The organism is Curtobacterium flaccumfaciens, assembly GCF_013359815.1.
Classification (GTDB): Bacteria; Actinomycetota; Actinomycetes; order Actinomycetales; family Microbacteriaceae; genus Curtobacterium; species Curtobacterium flaccumfaciens.
On record NZ_JABMCF010000012.1, the window covers coordinates 1 to 317 of the forward strand.

Below are 317 nucleotides of genomic sequence, written 5' to 3' on the forward strand. Positions count from 1 at the left end.
CGTGTCGGGGGGACACGGGTGCTGGAGTGCGGCGCCGGCCTCCCGGTCGGAGAGGACCCCCAGCCGTGAGCGAGAACCCGCCCAACCAGCCCGTCCCGCCGTCGCAGCCCGGTCCGGGCCAGCCCGGATCGGGCCAGCCCGGTACCGGCCAGCCCGGATCGGGCCAGCCCGGTACCGGCCAGCCCGGATCGGGCCAGCCCGCTTCCGGCCAGCCCGCCTGGAACGGCCAGCCCGCCTGGCAGCAGCAGCCTGGAGGCCCGCAGCAGTGGTCGGGTCAGCCCGCCCCCGCCGCGCAGCCGTCCGATGCGTTCGGTCGC

General features: G+C 78.5%; 1 pseudogene. It reads left to right on the plus strand.

Annotation, left to right across the window (positions count from 1 at the left end):
* Positions 1–65: 65 nt before the first annotated feature.
* Positions 66–317 (plus strand): annotated as a pseudogene (locus tag HP445_RS00030) (DUF4190 domain-containing protein); the annotation flags it as partial.